Consider the following 20,958-nt stretch of genomic DNA (forward strand, 5'->3'; position numbering starts at 1 on the left):
GTATAATTTATGCCAAGTGGTAAAAAACGTAAAAGACACAAGGTAGCGACGCATAAGCGTAAAAAACGTAGACGCGCTAATCGTCACAAGAAAAAATAAATTGATAAAAGTAGTTGTCGTAACTACTTTTTTCGATTTTAAAAAAACGTTCTTTGATATAAAATCTAATAGTGTATTTAATAGAGTACACATAGATTTGTTGGAAATCCCGAACCGATAGCTGTCGGTAATATCGGGAATCCTGTGTCAATTAATTAAGTGAAATCCATTCCGATAATAATCGGAATTAAAATTAACATTATGAACAAAGAGTTAATTGTAAGAACTAGCTCAGATATTGTTGATTTTGCTTTATTAAAAGATGGAAAACTTATTGAATTACATAAAGATGAAGAGGATAATAATTTTGCGGTAGGCGATATTTTTATTGCCAAAATCCGTAAAGTTGTCCCAGGACTTAATGCTGCGTTTGTAAACGTAGGTTATGAAAAAGATGCATTTTTGCACTATCATGATTTAGGTCCACAATTACCTTCACTTTTAAAATTCATTAAACGTGTAAGCACAGGAAAATTAAAAGATTACTCTTTAAAAAACTTTCCTTTTGAAAAAGATTTAGACAAACATGGCAAAATTGCTGAAGCTATTAAGTCAAACCAATCACTTCTAGTTCAAGTTGTAAAAGAGCCAATCTCAACCAAAGGTCCTCGTATAAGTTCAGAACTTTCAATAGCAGGACGATACATTGTTTTAGTGCCTTTTTCTAATAGAATATCTATTTCTCAAAAAATAGAAACACAAGAAGAAAAAGATAGATTAAAACGATTGGTAAAGAGTATAACTCCTAAAGGATTTGGGGTTATTATTCGTACGGTTGCAGAAGGTAAAAAAGTAGCTGAAATAGATAGTGACTTACAAAATTTGCTGAATAGATGGACAGCAATGTGTAAGAAGCTTTATAAAGCGCATTATCCTACAAAAGTTTTAGGAGAAATGAACAAAGCATCCTCAATTTTGAGAGATATTTTTAATGATTCGTTCTCAGGAATTGTAGTTGATGATGAAGATTTATATAGCCAAGTAAAAGATTATGTGCATAGTATTGCACCAAAAAAGGAATCCATTGTTAAGTTTTACAAAAACGGTATGCCAATTTTTGAAAAATATGGCATTGAGCGTCAAATAAAAACATCATTTGGTCGCACCGTTTCTATGGCAAAAGGCGCTTATTTGGTAATTGAACATACCGAAGCACTGCATGTTATAGATGTTAACAGTGGTAACCGCTCTAACAAAGAGAAAAACCAAGAAGACACCGCTTTAGAGGTTAATTTAATTTCTGCTTCAGAGATAGCACGCCAATTACGTTTACGTGATATGGGTGGTATTATTGTTGTCGATTTTATAGACATGGGCAAGGCAGAAAACCGAAAAGCACTCTATAATCATCTTCGTGAAGAAATGAAAGATGATAAAGCAAAGCATAAAATATTACCGCCGAGTAAGTTTGGTTTAGTGCAAATTACCAGACAACGCGTTAGGCCAGAGCGTAATATAAAAACTAAAGAAGTAAATCCTAATGCCATTGGTGATGAAATAGAAGCACCAATTAAAGTTGTTGAACGTATGAGTCAAGAATTAGAAAGGATTTACAAAAAAGACTATAAAAAAGTGACATTGCACGCACATCCTTTTATAGCAGCCTTTTTAACCAAAGGGTTTCCATCAGTACGTTCAAAGTGGTTTTTTGAACATAAAAAATGGGTAAAAGTTTTACCAAGAGATGCTTACACTTATCTTGAATATCATTTTTTTGATAAAAATGGTAACAAAATCAAATAATATCTATTAGCAAAAAGCCCGTTAGAAATTTCTAACGGGCTTTTTTGATTTAAAACTAAATTATGTTCTTAGCAAAGTCTACTTTCTCTTCGTACTTTGTCTTTAAGACTTTTTCTGTAAGCTTTAATACTTATTATATCATTACTCTTCTTGTAATTTACTTTTAAGTATTTAGCTTTTTTTATGGTTCTAACTTTTCTAGTAGCAAGCTCTTCCACTTTTTTAGTAGATACTAACTCAGTATTAGCAGTCTCAGAACTATTAGTCTGAGCGAATCCTGCTATTGAAAGCGAAAAAAAGGCTACTATTAAAATTAGTTTTTTCATTTATCTGTGCTGTTTGTTATTTTTAACAACAGTACAAATAAACAACAGAGAAGTAGTTCATCACTAAAATTTTAGACCAAACAAGAGTACTTTTAGATAAATGGAAGGCTTTTGTTGAAAACATCGACGAAATGCACTATTTCGGCTTGTAGCCCTTTAAATTCAGCTAAAAAGATGATAAAAAACACCGAAAATCCTTACTACAATTTGTTTTTAAAGCAAAAAAACAATCAATTGAAAGTAGCTAAAGCATCTAGAAATCAAAGAGTTAAAAAATTGAATGCACTTCAACGAGCAATAGAAATTACCTACAGAAACAATATAAAAGAGGCATTAAAGAAAGATTTAGGGAAACCATCCATTGAGTCTGAAATGACCGAAGTATATCAGATTATTGGCGAAATCAAGCATGCTAAAGCCAATTTACACAAGTGGAGGAGAGACAAAAAAGTGAAAACACCACTTTCTATGTTAGGTGCTTCGTCGTACATTAAATATGAGCCTAAAGGCGTTTGTTTAATTATATCCCCATGGAATTTTCCTTTTAACCTTACTTTTGGGCCATTAGTATCTGCAATAGCTGCTGGTAATACGGCAATTATTAAACCTTCAGAAATGACACCAAATTCTTCTGCATTGATGAAACAGATTGTTGCTTCTGTTTTTGATGAAGATGAAGTTGCACTAGTTGAAGGAGAAATAGAAACATCTACTCAATTACTAAAACTACCATTTAATCATATATTCTTTACAGGATCTCCTATGGTAGGAAAGATTGTGATGAAGGCTGCATCTGAACATTTGTCTTCCGTTACGCTAGAACTTGGTGGAAAATCACCAACGATTATTGACGAAACCGCTAATTTAAAAACTGCTGCTAAAAAGATTATGTGGGGCAAGTTTATGAACTGTGGGCAAATATGTGTATCACCAGATTATGTTTTAATCGATAAAAGTGTAAAAGAAAAATTTATATCAGAGTGCAAAGGCTGGTTGGATAAATACTATGATAAAGACCCAAAACAATCAGATGCGTATGGACGGATAGTAACTTCGAAGCATTTTAACCGATTAGCTAATCATTTAGAAGATGCTAAACTTAAAAATGCAACAATTCATTATGGAGCAGAAACTGATGAAAGCACTAAGTATATTTCGCCAACATTAATTTCTGATTTAAAAGATGATGCTTCTCTATTACACGAGGAAATTTTTGGTCCTATTTTACCAATAGTATCTTACGATACACTAGAAAATGCTATAGCATATATTAATAGTAAGGAAAGACCATTAGCACTTTACGTCTATAGTAAAAGCAGAACAAATACTAATAAAGTTATTTCCAATACGAGAGCTGGTAGTACATGTATCAATAATAATGTCATACAGTATGCTAATCACCATTTACCATTTGGTGGTATTAATAATAGCGGGATAGGTAAATCTCATGGATATTATGGTTTTAAAGCATTTAGTAACGAACGCTCAGTTGTTAAGCAAAACACCTATGGAATTACTGAATTGCTTTTTCCTCCATATACAAACCTAAAAGAGAAATTAGCAAAGTTAACCGTAAAATGGTTTTAGGGTTTATTGTAAAAATCTGATTTTATATTTTCGTTTTTCCCATTTTGATATTTCATCATTGAAAATCCTTCATGAATACAATAACTTCCTGTTTCTCCATATTTGTTTATAGCAATATAGGCAACCTGAAAGTTCTTATACTTGTCATTCTTTGTAGTAATACGATGTATGGCTTCTTCACAAGCTTCTTGCGGCGATTTACCTTGGCGCATTAATTCTACGATTAAAAAGCTTCCAACAGTTTTTAAAACTTCTTCACCCATTCCAGTAGCAACAGCCGCACCAATAGCATTGTCAACAAATAATCCTGAGCCTATTATTGCCGAATCGCCAATACGGCCTTTCATTTTATATGCTAATCCAGACGTAGAGCAAACACCTGCAATATCTCCATCTTTATCAATACAAAGCATACCAATAGTATCATGATTTTCAATATTAATTATGGGTTTGTACTCAGAGGTTTCTTTCCATTTTTCTAAAGCTTCTTTCGAAGCCTCTGTAAGTAGATTTTCTTTTTTAAACCCTTGACTATAGCCAAACTCTTCAGCACCTTTACCGGCAAGCATAACATGAGGTGTTTCTTTCATAACTTTACAAGCTAAAGCCGCCACATTGGTTATATTTTCTACAGCTAAGACTGCTCCATAATTTCCATTAGAATCCATTACACAAGCGTCAAGTGTAACATTACCATCTCGATCTGGTGCTCCACCTTTACCTACAGTTGTATTCTTAATATTCTCTTCTTCAACAGCAACGCCTTCAATCGCCGCGTCTAAAGCTTTTTTATTTTTAGATAAAGCTTCACCTGCCGCAGCATTTGCATCTACAAATCCCCAAGTACATATTGCAATTGGAAATTTTGATTTATCAACAGACTTAGGAGTAATAACAACATCAGGTTTATTTTCACTTGAACTGTTGCATGCAGATATGGCTGCTCCACTTGCAACAGCGATTCCTGTAATCGAAGTGTTTTTGATGAATTTTCTTCTATCCATAACTTAATAAGTTACACCTTGTTTATCTAAAACTGTTTTTGTTCTGAATGCATAGAACAATAAATATCCAAAACATGCAACGGCAATCCAATATGAAGATTGAATACTAAAGATATCCGCGATTTTTCCTTGTAATGGCGGAATAATAGCACCACCTAAAATCATCATAATTAAAAATGCTGAACCTTGCGATGTGTATTTTCCTAAACCGGCAATACTTAATGTAAAAATACATGGCCACATGATTGAGCAAAATAAACCACCTGATAAGAATGCAAATAAGGCTAAGTTACCAGAAGTAAATAAACCAATTAGCATACCCAAAACACCTAATATGCTGAAAATTTTCAAGGTTCTAACAGGATTGTCTTTAGCCAAAAAGAAACCAATGATTTGCACGGCAACACAAATGGCAAAAAACAATATCTCATTAGAAGAGAAGCTTTTTCCACCAGCTCTATTTGCAATTAATATCACTGCCAACGCAACATATGGAACACTAATGAGTAATGCCTTTTTTAATCCTTTACTCGGATTAAAAACTGTAATGGCTCCAACCCAACGGCCAATCATTAAACCACCCCAATACAATGAGATAAATGGCGCAATACCAGCATCATTTAAAACTGGTAATCCAAGCGGGTTAAGATTAGTCACTTTATCAGCAACAGTTTTTAATAATTCGCCTAAATTACTTTGTATAGTTACTTCCACGCCTACATAGGTAAATATGGCAAGCATACCTAAAACCAATTGGGGATACTTCATAGCGCCCCAACCTTTTTCGTTTTTTGAGGCACTATTATTTGCTATAAATACTGAAACTATGACTGCAGCTAAAGCCACAAATAATAAAATTAGTCGCGTATTTTCTATACCTTCAGTAGCTTCAGTTGTTCCTGAATACGTACTAAATATGTATCCAAAACATGCAACAATCACCAAGGTTAAAAGCACTAATAGATTTCTTGCCTTATTAGCAGGTTCAAAATCTGTGTCAGATTTTAATGCAGGTAATTTTTTTGAAAAATGAAATAAAGCGGCAGCAACTAAAAACAATGCACCTACGCCTAGATACAGCAATTGTACAGTGCTTAATGTAATTTCATTGTTCTTAATCATTCTTACCAATTCTTCCGGACTTACTGCTGCAGTACCAAACAGTACTAATGCAACTACTATTGGCCCTATGGTAGTACCAAAAGAATTAATTCCTCCAGCTAAATTCAAACGATGCGAACCGGTTTCGGGTTTACCTAAAGCAATTGCAAACGGATTAGCACCTGTTTGCTGTAATGAAAAGCCTAGGCCAACAATAAACAATGCAATCAACACAAAATAAAACACAGCTGTTTGTCCTTGTTCAGCTCCTGCGGTCGCAGGATACATTATAAAAGCACCAATGGCAGATAGTAATAAACCGTAAATAATGACTTTTTTATATCCCCAAGTATTTACAATATCCTTTTTGATAGAACTGGAGATGATAAATAGCAATAGAGCACCGAGATAATAAGCACCATAAAATGCAAAATCAACCAATTGCGATTGAAATTGATCTATATTAAAATAGGTTTTACAGAAAGGTATAAACACACCATTTGATGCAGCGATAAAGCCCCAAAAGAAAAACACGGTGACCAAGGTCGTTAATGCAGATTTGTTGTTTTGGTTACTCATAATTAGTTATTATTAGTTTTTTATTTTATCGAAATTTCATCTACAAAAATCCAAGTTTTACCATCCATAGGATACCCAATATGCCATTCCGGTAAATCACCAAGCTTCTTCGCAATAACTCTAACATATCTCGCATTTTTTCCTTCAAGTTTAGCATGTACTTCCTCAATTGTAATATTGTAATTCTTATCAGAGGTATTTAGCTTGGTTTTGGCAATTGATTGGAATTTTATTCCATCTTTTGAAATTAAGTACTCGACTTCAGTAGGATGAAAAATCCAAGCACCTTGATCTCTTAGGAAGTTTGTTGTTATAGACTGAATAAATTTTTCTGAACCTAAATCCACAGTAGCTATCAAATCTGTATTCCAATACCCTTGCCAGCTACCTGTTCTATAATTTTTTGTACTTCTAATACCATCTATTAAAGCATCATTACCGCCTGCAGAATATTGATTGGCATATTCACTTTCAAGTTTAATACTTAAGTTAGGGTCGATTTTATAAAAAGGTGTTTCTAGTACAGGACTTTTTAAGTCGCCTTTTTCTGAATAGAGTTTTACTTTAGTGTCTTCAGACAAGGTAAAAGGCTTTTGATAAAGCTTAAACTCTTCTTCGTTTAAGGCATAGTAAATTTTGGCATTGTCTTCAGATGTGTTTAAAACTACTTCAGTTGAACCTCTAAACGTAATATCGCCTTTTTCAATATAAGGTGATGGCAGAATAATATGGTCTGTAATTTCCGTTTTTGGTGCATTACGTTCTTCAGAACCCCAAACTGCTGGATTATCTGTCATTGAAAATTCGAGACTTCCGCCGTTTACAATATCTTCATGCTTTATATAAGTAACATCCAAGCTTTTTCCATTTAACTTAACAGATTCTACATACTTATTTGCATCGCTCAAATTGTTAGCTGATATAGTAAACCACTCACCATTTTCTAAATTAATGGTTGCTTTGTTCATTAAAGGTGTTCCAATAATATAGTCATTACTTCCTGGTGTTACGGGATAAAATCCCATGGCGCTTAACACATACCATGCACTCATCTGCCCACAATCTTCATTTCCAGACACACCATCTGGGTCATTCTTATATAACTGAGTTAATATCTGATGAACTTTCTCTTGTGTTTTATGAGGCTTGTTCACAAAATTATAGAGATACGCCATGTGATGGCTTGGTTCATTGCCATGTGCATATTGCCCAATAAGTCCAGTAATATCTGCTTGATTACGACCCGATGTTTCTGTTTTTGCAGTAAATAATTCATCAAGTTGAGCTTCAAGTTTGTCTTTGCCGCCTAACAAATCTATGAAACCAGAAATATCTTGAGGCACATAAAAACTATATTGCCAAGAGTTGGCTTCAGTGTAATTAAAATTTACTTCATAAGGGTCGAACGGTGCAAACCATGTGTTTCTAAAGCGTCCGCGCATAAATTTGCTCTCAGGGTCAAAAACATTTTTATAATACTGAGCGCGCTGAATATAAGTTTTATAATCATTTTCCTTACCCATGGCTTTTGCCATTTGTGCAATAGTCCAATCATCATAGGCGTATTCAAGAGTTTTTGAAACCGATTCACTTTCTTCATCAACAGGAATAAAGCCATATTTTTTATAAGCCTCTAAACCAAATTTGTCTCTGGTAGCAGAGTGTTTCATGGCTTGCAGAGCTTTTTCAGTATCATAGTCATTAATGCCTTTAAGATAAGCATCGGCAATTACAGGTACCGCATGATAACCAATCATACAATCCGTATAGTTTGCTGATAAATCCCACATTGGCATAATGCCACCTTCATCGTATTTAGCTAGAAACGTTTTAATAAAGTCATTGGTTTTTTCTTGCTCAATAATGGTATATAAAGGATGTGCTGCTCTATAGGTATCCCAAAGTGAAAACACTGTGTAATAATCAAAATCTGCATTATGAATTTCTAAATCCATGCCACGATAGCGTCCATCAACATCTTGATAACGATTAGGTGCAATCATTGTGTGATATAATGCAGTGTAGAAGTTGGTCTTTTTATCTAAGTCATCACTTTCAATGACAATTTTTTCAAGTTGAGTTTCCCAATAGTCTTGCGCTTCTTTTTTTATGGTTTCAAAATCTTTAGAACCTATTTCAGCTTCCAAATTTTTCTTAGCGCCTTCAATATCCACAGCCGAGATTCCAACTTTAATATATACTGGATCATTGTTTGGATTAATGAACGCATATGCGGCGATAGATTCCCTATTTTTTTGAACCGGTTTTCCAAAACTACCACTTAAAGAGTGCGACGATTTTATGTAGAAAAATAGTTTTTGATTTTTTGCCCAAGCTTCAGAATGACGATGACCCACAATTTCGGTATCTGAAATCATAGAAATATTTCCACTTAATAATTTATCACGATGATTTAAATCGAGAATTAAAACTTGATTTTCTGAAGAAGGAAATTCGTACTTATGAATTCCACTTCGCTTTGAAACAGTTAATTCTACATCTATTTCTGTAGAATCTAAATGTACTTTGTAATAACCAGGCTTTGCAGTTTCATTATCATGAGAAAAATGCGCACGATAACCAGCTTTGCCATCAGCGCCATTATTAAAAATTTGCCTATTAGTTGGCATTAGAAGCACATCCCCATAATCACTAATACCAGTACCGCTTAAATGCGTATGTGAAAATCCATAAATATACTCGTCAGTGTAATGATAACCTGAGCAGCCGTCCCAACCTTCAAGTCGTGTGTCTGGGCTTAGTTGCATCATACCATAGGGTAATGTTGCACCAGGATATGTATGGCCATGACCACCAGTACCAATAAATGTATTGACATAATTAATTAGCGGCTGATCTTTTTTTGCTACTGCGATATCTGCAGAATCCTTACAGCTCGAAAATAAAATTATCAGGATTAAAATTGAGGCGAATCTATGGTTCATCAAAAATGATTACTAATTTTAATGCATCTAATATACTAAAATGCGTCACAAGAACTTCGCGGCTTTTTGTCTTTTTGTTTACTTATGTTTTAATTGTTCTAGTCCAAAACCACTGGACAATCAGATATTAATTATTCCAAAACCTTCGGAACAAACTGTAAAACCCGTCCAATTCATTTTAAAAGATATTTATGCGGTGAGTGCAGAGAACGACCTCGCAGATGCCTCAGTTTATTTTATGAACCAAATAGACAATGTAATCGATATTAAATTAGATCCTCAAAATAAGCGAAAAGTAGAGTTTATTGAGAATCTAGATATTGAAGACGAAGGCTATTACTTAGATGTGTCAAAAAACAGTATCTCTATCGAGGCAAAAGATTCTAGAGGAGCATTTTATGCCGTTCAAAGTCTACTTCAATTATTTCCTGATAATGCAGGTGAAAATAACGAAATAGTAATTCCTTGTGTTAGTATAAAAGATTCACCTCAATTCAAATATAGAGGCATGCATCTTGATGTAGGTAGGCATATGTATTCTGTAGATTTTATAAAAAAATACATTGATGCCTTAGCAATGCTAAAACTAAATACGTTTCATTGGCATTTAACTGAAGACCAAGGTTGGCGAATAGAAATTAAAAAGTACCCAAAGCTCCAAGAGATTGCAGCTTTTAGAGATGAAACCTTAGTTGGGCATTACAGTGACCAACCTCATCAGTTCGATGGTAAACGTTACGGAGGCTATTATACACAAGAAGAGATTAAAGCTATAGTAGCTTATGCTGAAGAGCGATACGTAACCATTATTCCAGAGATTGAAATGCCAGGGCATAGTCAGGCTGCGATAGCAGCTTATCCTGAATTTGGTTGTAGCGGCGAGCAAGTTGAAGTTGCTAAAAAATGGGGGGTTTTTGAAGAAGTCTATTGCCCAAGTGAAAAGACCTTTAAATTTTTAGAAGATGTCATTGATGAGGTGGTTGAATTATTTCCAAGCAAGTATATTCATATTGGTGGCGATGAAGCTCCAAAAACACGATGGAAAAACTGTAGTCATTGTCAAGAGCTAATAAGACAAAATGAATTAAAAGACGAACACGGTTTGCAAAGCTATTTTATTAGACGCATGGAAAAATATATCAACTCTAAAGGCCGGCAAATTATTGGTTGGGATGAAATTCTTGAAGGTGGTTTGGCACCAAATGCTACAGTAATGTCATGGCGAGGCACAAGTGGCGCTGTTGAAGCTGCAAAAGCTGGCCATAATGTGGTTATGACACCAACATCACATTGCTATTTTGATTACTACCAATCTGAAAATGAAGACGAACCATTAGCAATTGGTGGATTTTTGCCATTAGAAAAAGTATATAATTTTAATCCTATCCCTGAAGAATTAAATGAATCGGAATCTAAATATGTTCTAGGTGCGCAAGGTAATATTTGGACAGAATATATGCCTACAGAAGATCAGGTTGAGTATATGGCTTTTCCGAGAATGCTGGCCATGAGCGAAGTAGTTTGGACTAATCCTGAACATAAAAATTATGAAGATTTTGTCTCGAGAGTTGAGCATTTTCATAAACGCTTGGATGCATTAGATATTAACTACGCGAATCATTTGTACGAAATTGAAGGTGCTTCGACAAGCTCAGCAACCGAAACTACGTTTGAACTAACAACGCCATCCAAAGGCAAGCAAATTAGGTACACTTTAGATGGAACTGTTCCGAATTTAGAGTCTAATATTTATAATAAGAGCATACCAATCACAGAAAGTGTCACTATAAAAGCCGCAGTTTTTGATGATGAAAAACAATTGGGTAGTATGTTTTCTCAAGACATTAACTACCATAAAGCGGTAGGTGCAAAAATCACAATTGATAAAAACCCTCATAAAGCCTATCAAGGTAGTGGAGCAGAAGGCCTGATTAATGGTATTAACGGAAGCGATAAGCGATTTGGTGATAAAGAGTGGTTAGGCTTTTGGGGAGAAGATATTTTTGTTGAAATTAATTTTAAAAAACCAGTTGATTTAACTACGATTAAAATGCGTTTTTATAATGGTCAAGGCCAATGGATTTATGCACCTAAGAGTATTGCTGTGACATGGTACTATTTAGATAGGGCACCAACTATGTATCAATCTATTGAACCAAATGGATTGATAACCAATGTTAGTGCAGATTTCGGAATGGGTGAGGAAATTAAAGATGTAAAAAAAATCATCATTAGGGTAGAAAACTACGGAATTATTCCTGAAGGCAAACAAGGAGCAGGCAACAAAGCTTGGACCTTTATTGATGAAATCATTGTGAATTAATTTGTAATGTCACTTCGAGTGAAATTGCTGAAGCAATTTTGTATCGAGAAGCCATATAGAAAAATGAAACTAGAAGTCTGTACCAATTCATACCAATCCGCAAAAAATGCTCAAGAAGCAGGCGCACACCGTATTGAATTATGCCAAGAGTTATCAGTTGGTGGCATTACGCCATCTTTTGGTCTCATGCAACACGTTTTAAATATTCTTAACATTGACGTATTTGTATTAGTGCGCCCGCGTAGTGGTAATTTTGTGTATTCGGATGAGGAGTTCGAAATCATGAAAACCAATATTCAAAAGTGTAAAGATTTGGGATGTCATGGCATTGTTTCAGGAGTTTTAAAAGCAGACAGAACTATAGATGTTCAGCGAACAAAAGCGTTGGTTAATTTGTCTAAACCACTACCATTTACTTTTCATCGGGCTTTTGACGAAGTCGTAAACCCTAAAGAAGCAATAGAACAACTGATTGCATTAGGTGTAGAACGAGTTTTAACCTCAGGACAAGAAAAAACAGCCGAAAATGGTTTAGCCTTATTGAATGCGCTGAACACAATTGCTAATGATAGAATAGTCATTTTAGCTGGCGGCGGAATCAATGCAGAAAATACATCAAAGTTTAAGTCAATCGGATTAAAAGAAATTCATGCTTCGGCGTCACGAGTAATTCATCAAGAAGAATCCTTGTTTTCTATACCGCAAACAGTTTCAGATGTAGATAAAATTAAAGCCATTCTCAATGCGATATAGTATACTTTTATTTATCGCTTTGGTATTTAGTTGCCAACCTAAATACGATGTGCCTGTTACAATTGAGTTGAATAGCAATTGGCAATTCAAAAAAGTGTCGGATACGATGTGGTATTCTGCTTCAGTGCCTGGAAATATCTTTTCAGATGTAGTAAACCATAAACTTATCGAAGATCCATTTATTGGCGATAATGAAAAAGATGTGCAATGGGTGTCAGAAGAAGATTGGGAATACAAAACCACTTTTTCTGTTGATGAGAAAACACTTGAGCAAAAGCACTTAGAACTTAATTTTGAAGGCTTAGATACCTATGCTTCAGTTTACTTAAATGATAGTTTAATTTTAAAAGCAAATAATGCCTTTAGACCTTGGGCAGTTGGTGTTAAACCGATTTTGAAATTGGAAAATGAATTGCGTATAGTATTTGAGCATACCTCAAAATATGAAGAAGCTGAAAAAGCAAAACTACCCTATGAGTTGCCCGAAGGCAATCGTATATTTACGCGCAAGGCACAATTTCAATATGGTTGGGATTGGGGACCAAAACTAAATACATTTGGAATTTGGCGACCAATACAATTGATTAGTTGGAATGACTATAAGATTGATGACATTGTCATCCAAAATCAAACCATTAGTGATACTATATCCACATTCAAAATTAACATAACTGATGCAAGGGGTGAATTAAAATCTCTGAAATATGAAACTTATGTAAATGGAAAATTAAATGTTGTTATACCAGAAAAACCTAAAATACCGATATCAATTAAAAACCCCAAATTATGGTGGCCTCATAATCTAGGAGATCCGTATTTGTATAACATCAAGGTTATTGTAAAAGATGGAAATAGAATTTTAGATACGGTATCAAAAAAAATAGGCATTAGAAATATTGATTTGGTTACTGAAAAAGACAGTCTTGGCGAAAGCTTTTATTTTAAGGTTAATGACATGCCTGTATATACTAAAGGCGCCAATTATATTCCGCAGCACAGTTTTCAAAATGAGGTTAATGATGCGTACTACGAGAAACTCCTCAATGATGTGGTTGATGCCAATATGAATATGCTCCGAGTTTGGGGTGGCGGCATTTATGAGAATGACATCTTTTACGATTTGTGTGATGAAAAAGGCATCATGGTTTGGCAAGATTTTATGTTTGCTTGCGCGATGTATCCAGGTGATGACAAGTTTCTTGAGAATGTAAAAAAAGAGGCAGAATACAATGTGAAGCGATTGCGAAATCATCCATCAATTGCCTTATGGTGTGGTAACAACGAAAACTCTGAAGGTTGGCATCGCTGGGGTTGGCAGGCCAATAGGAGTGAAGCTGAAAAAGAAGAGATTTGGAATAATTACCTTAAGGTATTCGATTCTATTTTACCAAATACAGTTTCAAGAGATACCGATACAGATTATTGGGAATCCTCACCCAAATATGGTCGTGGCAATCCAAAATATGAGTTTGAAGGCGATGCGCACGATTGGTGGATTTGGCATGATGCTTATCCGTTTGAGCATCTCGAAGAGAAAGTGCCTCGATTTATGAGTGAGTTTGGGTTTCAATCCTTTCCGAGTTATGAGGCTATCAGATATATCAATCAAAGTGATTCTATCGAAATCAGTTCAGAAGGCTTTAAAAATCATCAAAAGCACTCTCGAGGCTTTCAATTGATTGAAGACTATATGCAACGCGATTTTCCTGTTCCTGAGGCAGCTGAAGACTACGTCTACATGAGTCAAGTATTACAGGCTTATGGCATTACAAAAGGTATAGAAGCACAACGACGCGCCAAACCCTATAATATGGGAACTTTGTATTGGCAGCTCAATGATTGTTGGCCAGCAGTATCTTGGTCTAGCTTGGATTTTATGGGAAATTGGAAAGCCTTGCACTATAGAGCAAAACATAGTTTTGAAGATGTCTTAGTCTCATCAAAAATTGAAAATAATACACTAATGACATGGGTTGTAAATGATGATAGAATACCTGCAACTGGAAATCTCAGTTTACAGATTATAGATTTTAGTGGGAACATACTTTGGGAAAGTAAACAAGAGATTACAGCGACACCATTATCAAGTAATGTTAAACATTCACTGGATTTAGATGTAATTGATTTTAAGAAAGAAGCTTCAGTTTTGGTTTCAAAATTTAATAATCAAACCTCGTTTTTCTTTTTCACTAAACCAAAAGATTTAAAACTAAATGATTCAGAAATTAAGAGATCAATTCAAAAAACAGAATCAGGTTTTACTATTGAACTAACTAGCGACACGTTTCAAAAAGACGTCTTTCTCTATACAGATGCGATAGGACATTTTTCAGATAATTTCTTCAATATGCTGCCGAACAGAACTTATAAAATCGAATTTAATTCTGAAGCAGAAGCCATTAAGGATTTGAAGCTAAAATCCCTTAACCATTTTTTAAGATAAGTCTTAGATCTATTAGGTAACTTTGCAACTTAAAATTATCAGATGCGCTGGATTATTTTTTTACTAATTTTTGGAGTCATAGATTTCTATGCCTTTCAATCATTTAGAACCATTACCAAAAATACATATATCCATATCTTATACTGGGTAATAAGTTTGTTAGTTACGGGTAATTTTATATTAAGACTTTATGGTTTAGATCGTGGCGGATTTGGAAATTCCCAAGCCTATGCTTTTGGATTTTTGATAGCGTTTTTAGTGCCAAAAATGATTTTGTTAATCATTATGTTTGGTGAAGATGTATTTAGAGTTCCACAAGCCTTGTATCGTTATTTTACAGAAGGTAGTGCGGCCAAAGGCAACTATTTGCCATCACGAAGAACCTTTATTAGCCAAGTTGCATTGGGTATTGCAGCTATTCCTTTTGCGTCTATTTTATATGGTATGTATAAAGGTAAATACAATTTTAAAGTCTTAAAGTACACGCTGCATTTTGATGATTTGCCAAATGCGTTCGATGGTTATAAACTAACACAAATTAGCGATATACATTCTGGTAGTTTTGATAATATAGACAAGGTTAAATATGCCGTTGATTTAATTAATGAGCAAGCTTCTGATGTTATTTTATTCACTGGAGATATTGTTAACAATAAAGCCACAGAGCTTGAGCCTTATGTCTCTATTTTTAATAAACTGAAAGCCAAAGACGGATTATTTTCTGTTTTAGGAAATCATGATTATGGTGATTATGTGAGATGGCCATCAGACGAAGCTAAAACACAAAACTTAGAGGACTTAAAACAACTTCAAAAAGACATTGGATTTGACTTACTACTTAACGACAACCGATTTATTGAAAAAAATGGTGAACGTATCGCTTTAGTAGGTGTGGAAAATTGGGGTAAAGGTGGCTTTAAAAAAGCAGGTGACCTTAAAAAAGCATCGGAGAACGTTGATAAGGACGATTTTAAAATTCTTTTAAGCCATGATCCGAGCCATTGGGATGAGCAAGTGGTTAGTGACGATTACCATTACCATTTAACTTTAAGCGGCCACACACATGGTATGCAATTTGGTATCGAAATACCAGGTTGGTTTAAGTGGAGTCCAGTAAAATGGCGATACAAACATTGGGCTGGTATTTATGAACAGCTTGGACAATACATCAATGTTAATAGAGGATTTGGCTATTTGGCCTTTCCTGGACGTGTTGGGATATGGCCAGAAGTCACCGTAATTGAACTTAAAAAAGGGGCTAAAACTCAAAACGCATAGTAGCAATAACATCATAATGAATGCGATACGCAGTTTAATTTAAAGTAACATTTAAAAAAAATGCGTAAGTTTGAGTATCAGTTTGACTAAAACTTACAATTATGTCAAAATTTGGAGAGCTTATCGATGTAGATCAACCTGTTCTATTAGATTTCTACACTGAAAAAAATGAGCAATCTATTGCTATGCATCCTGTGCTAAGAGATGTAGCTGCTGCACTAGGCGATAAAGCCAAAGTGATAAAAATTAATGTTGACAAAAACCAAGAGCTTGCCGAAGCATTGCGCATCAAAGGATTACCAACACTTATTATCTACAAAAATGGCGAGATGAAATGGCGCCATAGCGGTGAGCAAGATGTAAATACCCTTATTGGTATTATTGAAGAGTACGTTTAGTATAATGCTTTAAATTCAAAGCCTTTATTAGTATAATATTCTAAGACGCTGGGCAGTACATATTTTAAATTTCCAAATGCTTTTTCACTATCATGGAATACTACAATACTTCCTTTTTTTACAGAGCTGGTTACATTTTTAAGACATTGTTGCTGTGTAACATTGGAGTCCCAGTCAAAAGACAGCACATCCCACATAATTATTTTGTAACCTAATTGCTGAAGTTTCTTAGCTTGTTTACTCTTAAATTTACCATATGGAGGTCTAAACAGCTTTGTTGATGAATGCATCAATTGTTGGCATTGAGATACATCCGTTAAATAGTGTTTTGTTTTGTATTTCCAACCTTTAAGATGGTTAAACGTATGGTTACCTACATTGTGCCCGTCGAATAAAATATCCCTGAAGATGTCAGGATAATTCTCAATGTTTTTTCCAATACAAAAAAACGTAGCCTTAGCATTATAGTGTTTCAACTGTTCTAAAACCCAACGCGTAATTTTGGGTGTTGGACCATCATCAAAGGTGAGATAGATTTCAGAATTATCGGTATCGATATTCCAAATAAAATTAGGAAAAAGCGTTTTTACAAAACCAGGCGTTTTTGCAGGAATTAGTGCCATTAGTTGGTACTATCAGATTCTGCCGGAATCACTTGAGTAGCTGTGTCACTATCATTTCCATCTCTCAACAAATCTTCTAACTCTAACTCAGGCTCTTGTTCTTGAGGTGGTTCTTCTCCCATAAGTGCGCCAAACAATCCTAAGTACTCATTAAATACCTTAGTTTGTTCTAAGGCAAAATCTCTTTCGTCATAAGCTACTAGAACGTCTACTAAGGAACGGTATTTTTGGATATCCGTAAATATTTCATCAATAATATCGGCTTGTTTACTAACATCTTGGTCGCCATAATACATCAAGCTTTCCTGATATTTCTTCGCAACATCCAAAAATAATTGGCGTGCTTTTTCGGTTTTACCAACTTCGAAATATGTGGTGATATAAGGTTCTAGCAAGGTATAGAATCCAAAAGTATCTACAGGCATTTTTTCCATAGCTAAATCCGCCATTTCTTCAGCTTTATCTAATTGATTTTCGTCTAAAAGCGATTCTATGAGTCTAGCAATATTACCGCGATAAGTAATACCATTTTTGCGCGTTTCAACATCGTGATAAATATCTTCGCCACTGCCGCCCCAATTCCATGATTTCACCAAGTCGTACATCAGTTCTGGGTCAACACGTCCCATATCAAAAGGGTTGGCTTTATCTACCGGTGTTTTTATTGGTACTAACTTATAGCATAAGCCATCGAGTTGAAGGTAATCTTTCATCCATATGTAATCCTCATCAGCAAAGGCACCACCACTAAAGTAAATTGGTCGTTCCCAATTGTTATTGGCAATAATATCTAACATCAATAGGCGATTTTTATAAATAGCACTACCAGAAATTCTTATATCAAGATAGTCTAATATTTTATCAGCATCTTTTGACTTTACAATACCGTTTTTAAGAACAGTTTCTTTATTAACAGGAATTTTGATATTACGAGTAGGATAGTAATTAGCATTTAAAAAGTAAGTAGGATAACCTCTTGGATCATCACCTTCCGCAATGATTCGTTGTTTTAATTTGGTCGAAGGATTATCACTCGATACAAACTCCATAAATTCTTTAATCTCAAGCGTATCTTTAGAAATAGTCTCATTTATTTCTCTGAAGAAGGTATAATCCCGGGTTCCATCACGATATTGTTTATGGCTTAATTGTGACGGAATAGGATCGCTTGTGTATGCTTGTCTTTTCATTTGGTCAATGTACCAAGCTGTTTGGAACAAGCTTGTATTCACTACCCGTACATCTGTTCGGACACCTTCAATCTCCTGCAAATACCATAAAGGGAATGAGTCGTTGTCTCCAATGGTGAATAGTATGGCATTTGGTGCACAAGATTCTAAATACTTTCGTGCCATGGCATTGGCAGTATACTTACCCGAACGGTCATGATCATCCCAATTATTAGCGGCTAAAACACCAGGTACTGCAACCAAACACGCAATTGTTATCGCAGTAATAGGTACCAAACTACTTTTGGCTTGTTTTGAAAGCAAATCGTAAAAGGCATATACGCCAAAACCAATCCAAATGGCAAATACATAGAACGAACCTACAACAGAGTAGTCACGTTCTCTAGGTTCAAATGGCCTAATATTGGTATAAAACTGAATGGCCAAACCAGTTAACAAAAAGAAAACTAGTAGTACCCAAAACCATTTTTTGTCAGTATTTAATAAGAAAAAGAATCCTATTAGTCCTAAAATGAGAGGTAAGAAGAAATACGTGTTTCGACCTTTATTATTCTTAACATCACTCGGAAGATTGTCTTGAGACATACCAAGGTGTAATTTATCTATAAAGCCAATTCCTGAAATCCAATTGCCATTAAAATCATCATACTTTCCTTGTATATCGTTTTGTCTTCCAGTAAAATTCCACATAAAATAACGCCAATACATGTATCCAAATTGATATTGAAACATATATAGCATATTGTCTAAAAATGAAGGTTGTTCAACTTCAAACCAAGACTGTGCATTTTCTTTTAGGAAATTATGGTAATCTTCATAATCAACTTTACCTTCAGCAACAGCTACTCTAAATTGATTCACCATTTGATTAATGCCTTGCATTTGGTAACTGGCTCTTGCACTGGCCTCTTCTTCAGGATAACCAGCTCTTAAATAGTTTTCGTAAATGTCTGTGCCAAGAGAAGGTTTTACCTTAAAATCAATCAAGCCAGTAAACATCATGTAGTTTTCTGCATGTTCTGTGCTCCACATTCGAGGCATTATAGAAGCATGGTCTGAGTTATAATTTTGTTTAGCATTTTCCCAATCGTTAATAATTACATACTCACCTTTCTCATAATCTTTTTCATAGTTCTTTTTGTCATCAACAAAAGGTTTGTCTTCATCTTGTCCAGAATATAATTCAGTAAACTGTGGTCCATAAAACAGATGAGTTTCCGGGTATTGCTCTAGGTTGTAATAAGCAAGTAACTCGCGCGCATCAGATGGGTCATTTTCATTAATGATAACATGGGCATTAGCTCTTATTGGAAGCATCATCCATGATGAAAACCCTACAAAAATAAATAGCAAACACAGTACTAAAGTATTAGCATGCACAAAGCCTTTTTTACGTGTATATTTAAGTGCAAAATAAAAAGCAGCTATGACAATTAAACCTGCGATTATAGTTCCCGAATGGAAAGGCAATCCAAAAGAGTTAACTATAAACACTTCCATCCAGCCAAAAAAGCGTAATGCATTTGGTAGTAAAAGTTTAAAAATGAATAACAGTATTGCAGCCGAAATTACATTGGCCAAAATAAAGTTTTGAACCGTTATGGTCTTGTAATTTTTAAAATAATAAATAAGCCCAATTGCAGGAATAGTCAATAATCCCATAAAGTGAACACCAAAAGACAACCCAATTACAAATGCAATAAGGATTAACCAGCGATTGCCTCTTGAGGTATGCATATCTGCCTCCCAACGTAAGGCTAAATAAAACATTACTGACATAATTAATGTGGCCATGGCATATACTTCTGTTTCTACAGCATTAAACCAAAAAGAATCAGTAAATGTAAAGGCTAAACTCCCAACTAAAGCACTACTTAATATTGCAAAGCCTTTGCTTTTAGAGTCTTCTTCAGCATTATATTTTACAAGCTTTTGTAATAAAATAGTCACGGTCCAAAACATAAATAATATGGTGAATGCACTAGAGACGGCACTCATCATGTTTAGAAGTGCTCCAATCTGAGAGGGCTCAAGGGCAAACATAGAGAAAAATGCTCCAAGCATTTGAAATAATGGAGCTCCTGGTGGATGACCAACTTGAAGCTTAGAAGACGTTAAAATATACTCTCCAGCATCCCAAAAACTTACTGTAGGTTCAATTGTTAATCCGTAGGTAATAGCTGCGATTGTAAACACAAACCATCCTAAAATAGTATTCCACTTTTTAAAGTTGAATTTGGCCATAAAAATTTATGCTTTTGATGCTGGCGAATTTACTAATAAATACAACACCGCCTAATGTTTTTAAGCAAACGTTAAGTAAAAGGAATTATTTTTTCGTCTTTTTTTTGTCTAAGAAAAACTTTGTTATAAATTTGCATCCTCATTTTGAGAGATTGGCCTATGGTGTAACTGGCAACACGTCTGGTTTTGGTCCAGAAGAGTCTAGGTTCGAGCCCTAGTAGGCCAACAATAATTTAAGTTCTGACTACATTCGTAGTTGGAACTTTCTTTTTTTTAAGATATGCCAAAGGGCGAGAAGTTTATACTGAGCGGAGTCGAAGTG

13 protein-coding genes and 1 tRNA gene are annotated in these 20,958 nt (G+C 34.7%); 8 read left to right on the forward strand and 6 right to left on the reverse strand.

Annotation, left to right across the window (positions count from 1 at the left end):
- Nucleotides 1-300: 300 nt before the first annotated feature.
- The gene (locus ED556_RS04355; RefSeq protein WP_296319708.1) at nucleotides 301-1,842 is read left to right on the forward strand and encodes a ribonuclease E/G; all 1,542 of its coding nucleotides are present in this window, start codon (nucleotides 301-303) and stop codon (nucleotides 1,840-1,842) included.
- A gap of 68 nt (nucleotides 1,843-1,910) precedes the next feature.
- Here the strand turns inward: ED556_RS04355 and ED556_RS04360 are convergent, their stop codons facing one another.
- Entirely contained in the window at nucleotides 1,911-2,168 is a 258-nt protein-coding gene (locus tag ED556_RS04360) for a hypothetical protein (protein WP_296319710.1), read from the reverse strand.
- A 174-nt stretch (nucleotides 2,169-2,342) separates the two neighbouring features.
- Between ED556_RS04360 and ED556_RS04365 the strand changes: the two genes are divergently transcribed.
- Nucleotides 2,343-3,755 carry an aldehyde dehydrogenase family protein gene (locus ED556_RS04365; RefSeq protein ID WP_296319712.1) on the forward strand — a complete coding sequence of 471 codons (1,413 nt, stop codon included), beginning with the start codon at nucleotides 2,343-2,345 and terminating at the stop codon, nucleotides 3,753-3,755.
- Here ED556_RS04365 and ED556_RS04370 read toward each other — a convergent pair.
- Genes ED556_RS04370 through ED556_RS04380 form a run of 3 tightly spaced genes read right to left on the reverse strand, consistent with a single transcriptional unit; the run spans nucleotide 3,752 to nucleotide 9,384 of the window.
- Nucleotides 3,752-4,759 carry an isoaspartyl peptidase/L-asparaginase family protein gene (locus ED556_RS04370; RefSeq protein WP_296319714.1) on the reverse strand — a complete coding sequence of 336 codons (1,008 nt, stop codon included), beginning with the start codon at nucleotides 4,757-4,759 and terminating at the stop codon, nucleotides 3,752-3,754. The genes ED556_RS04365 and ED556_RS04370 overlap by 4 nt on opposite strands.
- Nucleotides 4,760-4,762: 3 nt before the next feature.
- Nucleotides 4,763-6,439 carry an MFS transporter gene (locus ED556_RS04375; RefSeq protein WP_296319716.1) on the reverse strand — a complete coding sequence of 559 codons (1,677 nt, stop codon included), beginning with the start codon at nucleotides 6,437-6,439 and terminating at the stop codon, nucleotides 4,763-4,765.
- Between the two features lie 20 nt (nucleotides 6,440-6,459).
- Nucleotides 6,460-9,384, reverse strand: a complete 2,925-nt coding sequence (locus ED556_RS04380; protein ID WP_296319718.1) for a GH92 family glycosyl hydrolase — start codon at nucleotides 9,382-9,384, stop codon at nucleotides 6,460-6,462.
- 40 nt (nucleotides 9,385-9,424) lie between these two features.
- Here ED556_RS04380 and ED556_RS04385 point away from each other — a divergent pair, with 40 nt between their 5' ends.
- From ED556_RS04385 to ED556_RS04405, 5 genes are all read left to right on the forward strand, one after another.
- Complete coding sequence (locus ED556_RS04385; RefSeq protein ID WP_296319720.1) at nucleotides 9,425-11,707, forward strand: family 20 glycosylhydrolase; 2,283 nt, start codon at nucleotides 9,425-9,427, stop codon at nucleotides 11,705-11,707.
- Nucleotides 11,708-11,770: 63 nt separating this feature from the next.
- Entirely contained in the window at nucleotides 11,771-12,460 is a 690-nt protein-coding gene (locus ED556_RS04390; RefSeq protein ID WP_296319722.1) for a copper homeostasis protein CutC, read from the forward strand.
- Nucleotides 12,450-14,903 carry a glycoside hydrolase family 2 protein gene (locus tag ED556_RS04395; protein ID WP_296319724.1) on the forward strand — a complete coding sequence of 818 codons (2,454 nt, stop codon included), beginning with the start codon at nucleotides 12,450-12,452 and terminating at the stop codon, nucleotides 14,901-14,903. The genes ED556_RS04390 and ED556_RS04395 overlap by 11 nt, the downstream gene beginning before the upstream one ends.
- 42 nt (nucleotides 14,904-14,945) lie before the next feature.
- Complete coding sequence (locus tag ED556_RS04400; RefSeq protein WP_296319726.1) at nucleotides 14,946-16,181, forward strand: metallophosphoesterase; 1,236 nt, start codon at nucleotides 14,946-14,948, stop codon at nucleotides 16,179-16,181.
- Between the two features lie 101 nt (nucleotides 16,182-16,282).
- The gene (locus tag ED556_RS04405) at nucleotides 16,283-16,579 is read left to right on the forward strand and encodes a thioredoxin family protein (RefSeq protein ID WP_296319728.1); all 297 of its coding nucleotides are present in this window, start codon (nucleotides 16,283-16,285) and stop codon (nucleotides 16,577-16,579) included.
- Here the strand turns inward: ED556_RS04405 and ED556_RS04410 are convergent.
- Nucleotides 16,576-17,202 carry a polysaccharide deacetylase family protein gene (locus ED556_RS04410; protein WP_296319730.1) on the reverse strand — a complete coding sequence of 209 codons (627 nt, stop codon included), beginning with the start codon at nucleotides 17,200-17,202 and terminating at the stop codon, nucleotides 16,576-16,578. The two genes, ED556_RS04405 and ED556_RS04410, sit on opposite strands and share 4 nt — an antisense overlap.
- Entirely contained in the window at nucleotides 17,202-20,636 is a 3,435-nt protein-coding gene (locus ED556_RS04415; protein ID WP_296319731.1) for a DUF2723 domain-containing protein, read from the reverse strand. The genes ED556_RS04410 and ED556_RS04415 overlap by 1 nt, the downstream gene beginning before the upstream one ends.
- A 153-nt stretch (nucleotides 20,637-20,789) precedes the next feature.
- On the opposite strand from ED556_RS04415, the gene ED556_RS04420 reads away from it, so the two are divergent.
- Nucleotides 20,790-20,862: transfer RNA gene (locus ED556_RS04420), tRNA-Gln, on the forward strand.
- Nucleotides 20,863-20,958 lie beyond the last annotated feature (96 nt).

Source organism: Winogradskyella sp. (assembly GCF_003712105.1).
Lineage (GTDB): Bacteria > Bacteroidota > Bacteroidia > Flavobacteriales > Flavobacteriaceae > Winogradskyella.